Annotated in this window: 4 protein-coding genes; all 4 read right to left on the bottom strand. The window is 71.8% G+C overall.

The window, feature by feature from the left end; genetic code table 11:
* The coding region (locus ACFFNX_RS40690; protein ID WP_378211519.1) for a cyclase family protein at nucleotides 1–556 on the bottom strand (556 nt) is incomplete at its 3' end.
* Nucleotides 557–673: 117 nt separating this feature from the next.
* Nucleotides 674–907, bottom strand: coding sequence for a hypothetical protein (locus tag ACFFNX_RS40685; protein WP_378211518.1), 234 nt, complete (start codon nucleotides 905–907; stop codon nucleotides 674–676).
* A 129-nt stretch (nucleotides 908–1,036) separates the two neighbouring features.
* Nucleotides 1,037–1,591, bottom strand: coding sequence for a sigma-70 family RNA polymerase sigma factor (locus ACFFNX_RS40680; protein WP_378211517.1), 555 nt, complete (start codon nucleotides 1,589–1,591; stop codon nucleotides 1,037–1,039).
* Nucleotides 1,592–1,823: 232 nt separating this feature from the next.
* Nucleotides 1,824–5,138: a right-handed parallel beta-helix repeat-containing protein gene (locus ACFFNX_RS40675; RefSeq protein ID WP_378211516.1), complete on the bottom strand. Its 3,315-nt coding sequence runs from the start codon at nucleotides 5,136–5,138 to the stop codon at nucleotides 1,824–1,826.
* Nucleotides 5,139–5,506: the final 368 nt, after the last annotated feature.

Raw genomic sequence — 5,506 nt, 5'->3', positions numbered from 1 at the left:
CGCGCACCACCAGCGCGTCGCCGCTGCGCACCTCGGCACCCGCCCGCGCGCACGCCTCCTCGAGTTCCGCGCCGGTCACCCCGTGGCCCTCCGGCAACGGGCCGTCGGCGGCCAGGTCGGCGAGGACGCCCCGGGTCACCACGCCCTGCCCGAACACCGCGGTGGACCCGTGCCGATAGCCGGCCGGACCGCCGGCCTCCTCGAGCGCGATCCCCGGATACACCCTGCCGTCCACGACCTGGTGCACCAAGGAGTCGAAGTGCGTCACCTCGGGGTGGTGCGTCAGCATCATGACCAGCTCCGCCGTGCCATGTGGGTTGGCGCCGGTGAACAGCGCCGCCTGCATCACTCCGATCGAGTCCGCGCCCAGGGGCGCGGTGCGCCCGGCGACGATCGGCGACGTCGGCATGGGACGCGAGATCGAGACGGTCCGTCCGCTGCGCGCCTCGGCGACCGCCCTGGCCCGCACCTCGGCGGTGATCAGGTGCAAGGTGCCCCGCTCGTCGTGTTCGCCCCAGCGCCCCCAGTTGGTCGGCAGGTCCTCACTCTCGCTCACCGGCGACTCTCCTCTTTGTCACACCGCGCGGCCGCCCAAGGGCGGATCAAAAATGTGCGGCTCGGCGACATCAATGTCGCGAGCCGCACATTTACCTGATAACGACAGGCAGCGAGATCAGTAGGTCGGCTGCACCCACAGTTCGTACTGGCCGCCGCCGAGGGACTGGCAGTAGAAGCCGACCCAACGGCCCTGCGGGAAGCCCGCGTTGCCCGCGTCCGAGCACGCCTGGATCGAGGGGTAGACGCCTCCGGGCACGAAGGTGGCGGCGGACGCCGAACCCGCCGTGGCGAGCGCGCCGCCCGCCAGGCCCGCCGCGAGACCCAGCGACAACAGAACCTTACGCATCATTGTGCAACCCCATTCCTGTGGAGAGATGGCAGAAAACTCGCCGACCGGCGGCCCGGCCGATATTTGAATGCCCCGACGGGCAAGAATTGTTGGCGTATCACGCTCGAGACATGACCCGGCCCGGACCGCTCAGTCCATTACGGCCTGGGCGCGCAGTGACGCGCGCAGGGCGCGCATGGCGTAGTGCGCGCGGGACTTGACCGTCCCCGGTGCGACGCCGAGCATGGCCGCCGTCTGGTCCACGCTGTAGCCGGCGTAATAGGTGTAGATGAGGACCTCGCGCTGCTGCTCGGTGAGCTCCGTCATCGCCTCCAGCACCGCTCGCAGCGTCACGACCCGGTCGGCCGGGTCGGGCACGGAGGGCTCGTCGGATTCCTCGTCGCCGATCTCTTTGGGCCGGGCCTGCCGGGCGCGGTGGTGGTCGATGACGATGCGGTGCGCGACGGTGAACAGCCACGTGCGGACGCGGTCGTTGGCCGGGTCCAGGATGCCCTGGTGCTGCCAGGCGCGTACGGCGGTCTCCTGGACGACGTCCTCGGCGCGGTGCTGGTCGCCGCCGCAGAGCTGGACGGCGAAGCTGAACAGGACCGTGCCGTGCCGCTCGTAGAGCATCCGGGAGAACGCGTCGTCCCGTACGGCGTCGGACCGCGGCGCCGTCCTCTGCGGCACCAGCCCCTGCGGCACATCGCGACCTTGCGCCGGGGGCACCGGCCGGGCGGCGACGACAGTCCGATTCGGTGGCCGGTCCAGCACCTGGCTGCGCGTCATAAGGAGGCGACCCCATCTGTTCGTCCGGAACAGGTCGCGCCCACTTCCGCTGACGCGACCACTGTCATCGCGTCCCATGTTCGGCAGGTGCTCTTGGTGCCTGCTTGCCGACTCCTTGCCGACGCGTCCCCGGACGCGTCGGCGCTGGTCAGTGCGGGCTCGGGGTGTTCGCGGCCGGGATGTCCTCGGGCAGCAGCGAGCGCAGGGCCGACACGTCCGGCGAGCTCATCCCGCCGAGCCGCCGGGCCTGGCGGGTCATCATCGTCTCCAGCAGTTGCCGCGCCAGCCGCGCGTTGCCGAACGTGCGATCGCGCGGGATGGCGTCCACGTACGCCCGCAGCGCCTCGACCGTCTCGGGGGTGCACTCGTAGCCGCTGGCGCCGGCCTGGCTCCGCATGATCTCGACCAGCTCGTCGGTGCTGTAGTCCTCGAACTCCACGTGCCGGGAGAACCGGGAGGCCAGACCCGGGTTGGAGCCGAGGAAACGCCGCATCTCCTCGGTGTAGCCCGCGACGATGACGACGACCTCGTCGCGGTGGTCCTCCATCAGCTTCAGGAGCGTTTCCACGGCCTCGCGGCCGAAGTCGTTCCCCGAGCCCTCCGGAGTGAGGGTGTAGGCCTCGTCGATGAACAGCACGCCGCCCAGCGCGGTCTGGAACACGTCGCGGGTGAGCTGCGCGGTGTGACCGACGTAGCGGCCCACCAGGTCCGCACGCGCCACCTCGACCAGTTGCCCGCGCGGCAGCACGCCGAGGGCGCACAGCAATTCGGCGTAGAGCCGGGCGACCGTGGTCTTGCCGGTGCCGGGCGAACCGGTGAAGACCAGGTGGCGGCTGATGTTGGGCGCGGGCAGCCCGGCGGCCTCCCGCTGCTTGGCCGCCGTGAGCAGGTCGACCATGTCCTTGACCTCGCGCTTCACGGCACCGAGGCCGATCATGCCGGAGAGGCGGCCCAGGAGGGTCTCGCGGTCGGCGGAGGTCTCGGTCGCCCGCGCGGCGTCGTCGCTGACGTCCTCGGGCAGGAGCAGCGTCAGGTCGCTCTCGGCCGGGTCGGTCATCCCGGCGAGACGGAACGCCTGGCGGTCGACCATCTCCTCGAAGACGCCGCGCGCCGCCCGGCCGTTGCCGAACGTCGCGCCGCGCGGCATGCGCTCGTAGTGCGCGGCGAGCGCCTGCCGGGTGCGCGGGTCCAGCTCGTACCGGTGGTTCCGGCACATGTTCTCGGTGATCGTCACGAGCTCTTCGACCGAGTAGTTGCCGAACTCGACGGTGCGGCTGAACCGCGAGGCCATGCCGGGGTTGGCGGACAGGAACGCCTGCATCTCGTCGGTGTATCCGGCGGCCACCACCACGACGTCGTCGCGGTGGTCCTCCATGAGCTTCACCAGGCTGTCGATGGCCTCCCGGCCGAAGTCGTTCTTGCCCTCCGAGACCAGGGTGTACGCCTCGTCGATGAACAACACGCCGCCGAGGGCCTCGTTGAACGCCTCCGTGGTCTTGATGGCCGTCGCGCCGACGTACTGGGCGACCAGGTCGGCGCGGGACACCTCGACCAGGTGCCCGCTGCGCAGCACGCCCAGCTCGGTGAGGATGCCGCCGTACAGCCGGGCGACCGTGGTCTTGCCGGTGCCGGGCGGCCCGGCGAAGATCAGGTGCCGGCTCATCGGGGGCACGGGCATGCCGAGCCGGGCCCGGCGCTGCGACATCTGGTTGAGGTTGATCAGCGTGCGCACCTGCCGCTTGACGTTCTCCAGGCCGACGAGCGCGTCCAGCTCCTCCAGCGGTCCCGAGGGCTTGGCGACCGGGGTCTCCGCGGGCTTGTCGGGCGCCCCGGGCTCGGCGTCCTCGCCCGCCTCGACGCCCCAGGCGTCGGCCGCGGCGTTGCCAGAGCTCTCCAGGTCGCGTACGGTCAGCCGCCCGCCGGGACGGGGCTGACGCAGGCCGGCGCCACGGTTGTCGCGTACGGCGCAGCCGATGACCGAGACCGCCTCGGCGGTGTCGACCCGGATGCCGTCGCCGAGGCTCGTGGACAGCTCACAGGCGTCGAGCGTGGCCCGTGCCCCGGCCGACAGGAGTACGCCGTGCGCGCCGGAGCCGCTGACCCGGGCCCGGGTCAGGGTCACGTCGCCGCCCTCGCGTACGACCACGCCCGAGGCGCCGCTGCCGGAAACCTCGCAGTCCAGGACGACGCCCATGCCGCCGGAGTCGACCGAGATGCCCGCGTCGCCGGCCGACCGGAACGCGCAGTCGCGGAGGGAGACGTTGGCCCCGCCGCCGATGCGGACCGCGACGCCGGTCGCCCGCTCGACGACGCAGTGCTCCAGCCGCCCGCGCCCGTCGTCGGCGACCTCCATGCCGATGCCGCCGGGCGCGGTGACGGTCGCGTACCGGATGAGCGGGTTGGCGCCGGAGCGTACGGAGATCGCGGTACCGGCGGCGTCCACCACCTCCAGCCGCTCGAACTCGGCCACGGAGTCCTCGGACAGCAGCACGGACGCCGACGCGTCGCCGCACTCGCGCACCGTCGTCGTGCTGAGCGCGGGCGAGCTGGAGCCGGAGACCTTGATCGCGGAAGCCGTCGCCCCGGCGAACTCGCACTCCTCGAACGTGCCGCGCGAGCGTTCGGTGACGGCCAGTCCGTTGTCCTTCGTACGGGCCGTCCGGCAGCGCCGCAGCAGCGGGTCCGCGCCGCCGGCCAGCACGATTCCGGGCCCGGAGGTGATGTCGCTGACCGCGACGTCCTCCAGCACCGGCCGCGAGGCGCTCGTGACGTAGACGCCCACCGCGCAGTCGCGCACGTTGGTGCGCACGATCTTGGTGGCGCTGTCGCCCTCCAGGGCGATGGCCGGCTTGGAGGTCGTGGCGATGTGGCAGTCCTCGATCGTGCCCTGCGACTCGCCGTTGGCCAGCACGCCGTTGCCGCGCGCGTCGCGCATCCGGCAGCCGCGGATTCTGGAGCGGGACTTCTCACCCAGGACAACGGCGGAGGTGCCGAGGTTCTCGATCAGGCAGTCCTCGATGACACTGGCCGTCTCGGCGGTGTCCACGATGCCCGCGCCCTCGGGGTTGGTGATGCGGCACCCGCGGATCGCCAGCGATCCGGCTCCGCGGGCGAGCACGGCGGTCCACCCGGAGCCGGCCACGGTGCAGCCCTCCATGGCGATCTGACCGTGCGCGGCGTCCACCACCGGCACGTCGTCGCCACCGCCGCGCAGCGTGAGGTCGGTCAACATCACGGCGTCCGTCAGCAGCATCACCGCCGTGCCGCTGCGCGGGCAGATCTCCACGCTGCCCCGCTCGCCTTCGGCCACGATGGTGACCCGGGTGCGGATGACGAGGCTCTCGGCGTACCTGCCCGGCCGGATCCGGACGACAGATCCGGTACGTGCCGCGGACAGCGCCTCCTGGATCGTCCGGAAACCGCCCGGTCCGTCCGGGGAGACCGTGAGCAACTGCCGAGACACGCTGGACCCTCCTCGGGGGCGGTGTGATGCTGTTGGTCGATGATGTCGTGGGCGGCGGCGATTATGTGCCTTCGGACCATCATGCCGCTCAGGAGGACCGCATGACACCCTCCCCCGGCTCCCCATGGACCAGCGGAGACGATTGCCGCCAACGACAAGAAAACGACAAGACGGTTCTTTTAGGCTGAGCGCATGCGACGTGTCCCTCGGCGTGCGCGCGCCGTCGCCTCGGTGGCCGTCGCCACCCTCACGCTCGCCGTCTCCGCTCTTCCCGGAGCCGCGTCGGCCACCGCGTACCGGCGACGGCCCGTCGCCGCGCCCACCCCGGTCGGCCTGCCCGTGATGCCGTCGGCCCTCGCCGCCGGCCA

Origin of the sequence: Actinoallomurus acaciae (genome assembly GCF_042429965.1) — a bacterium.
In the GTDB taxonomy this organism is placed as follows: Bacteria; Actinomycetota; Actinomycetes; order Streptosporangiales; family Streptosporangiaceae; genus Actinoallomurus; species Actinoallomurus acaciae.
Note: the sequence above shows the minus strand (reverse complement) of the source record. Positions and strands in the feature narration are given on the sequence as shown.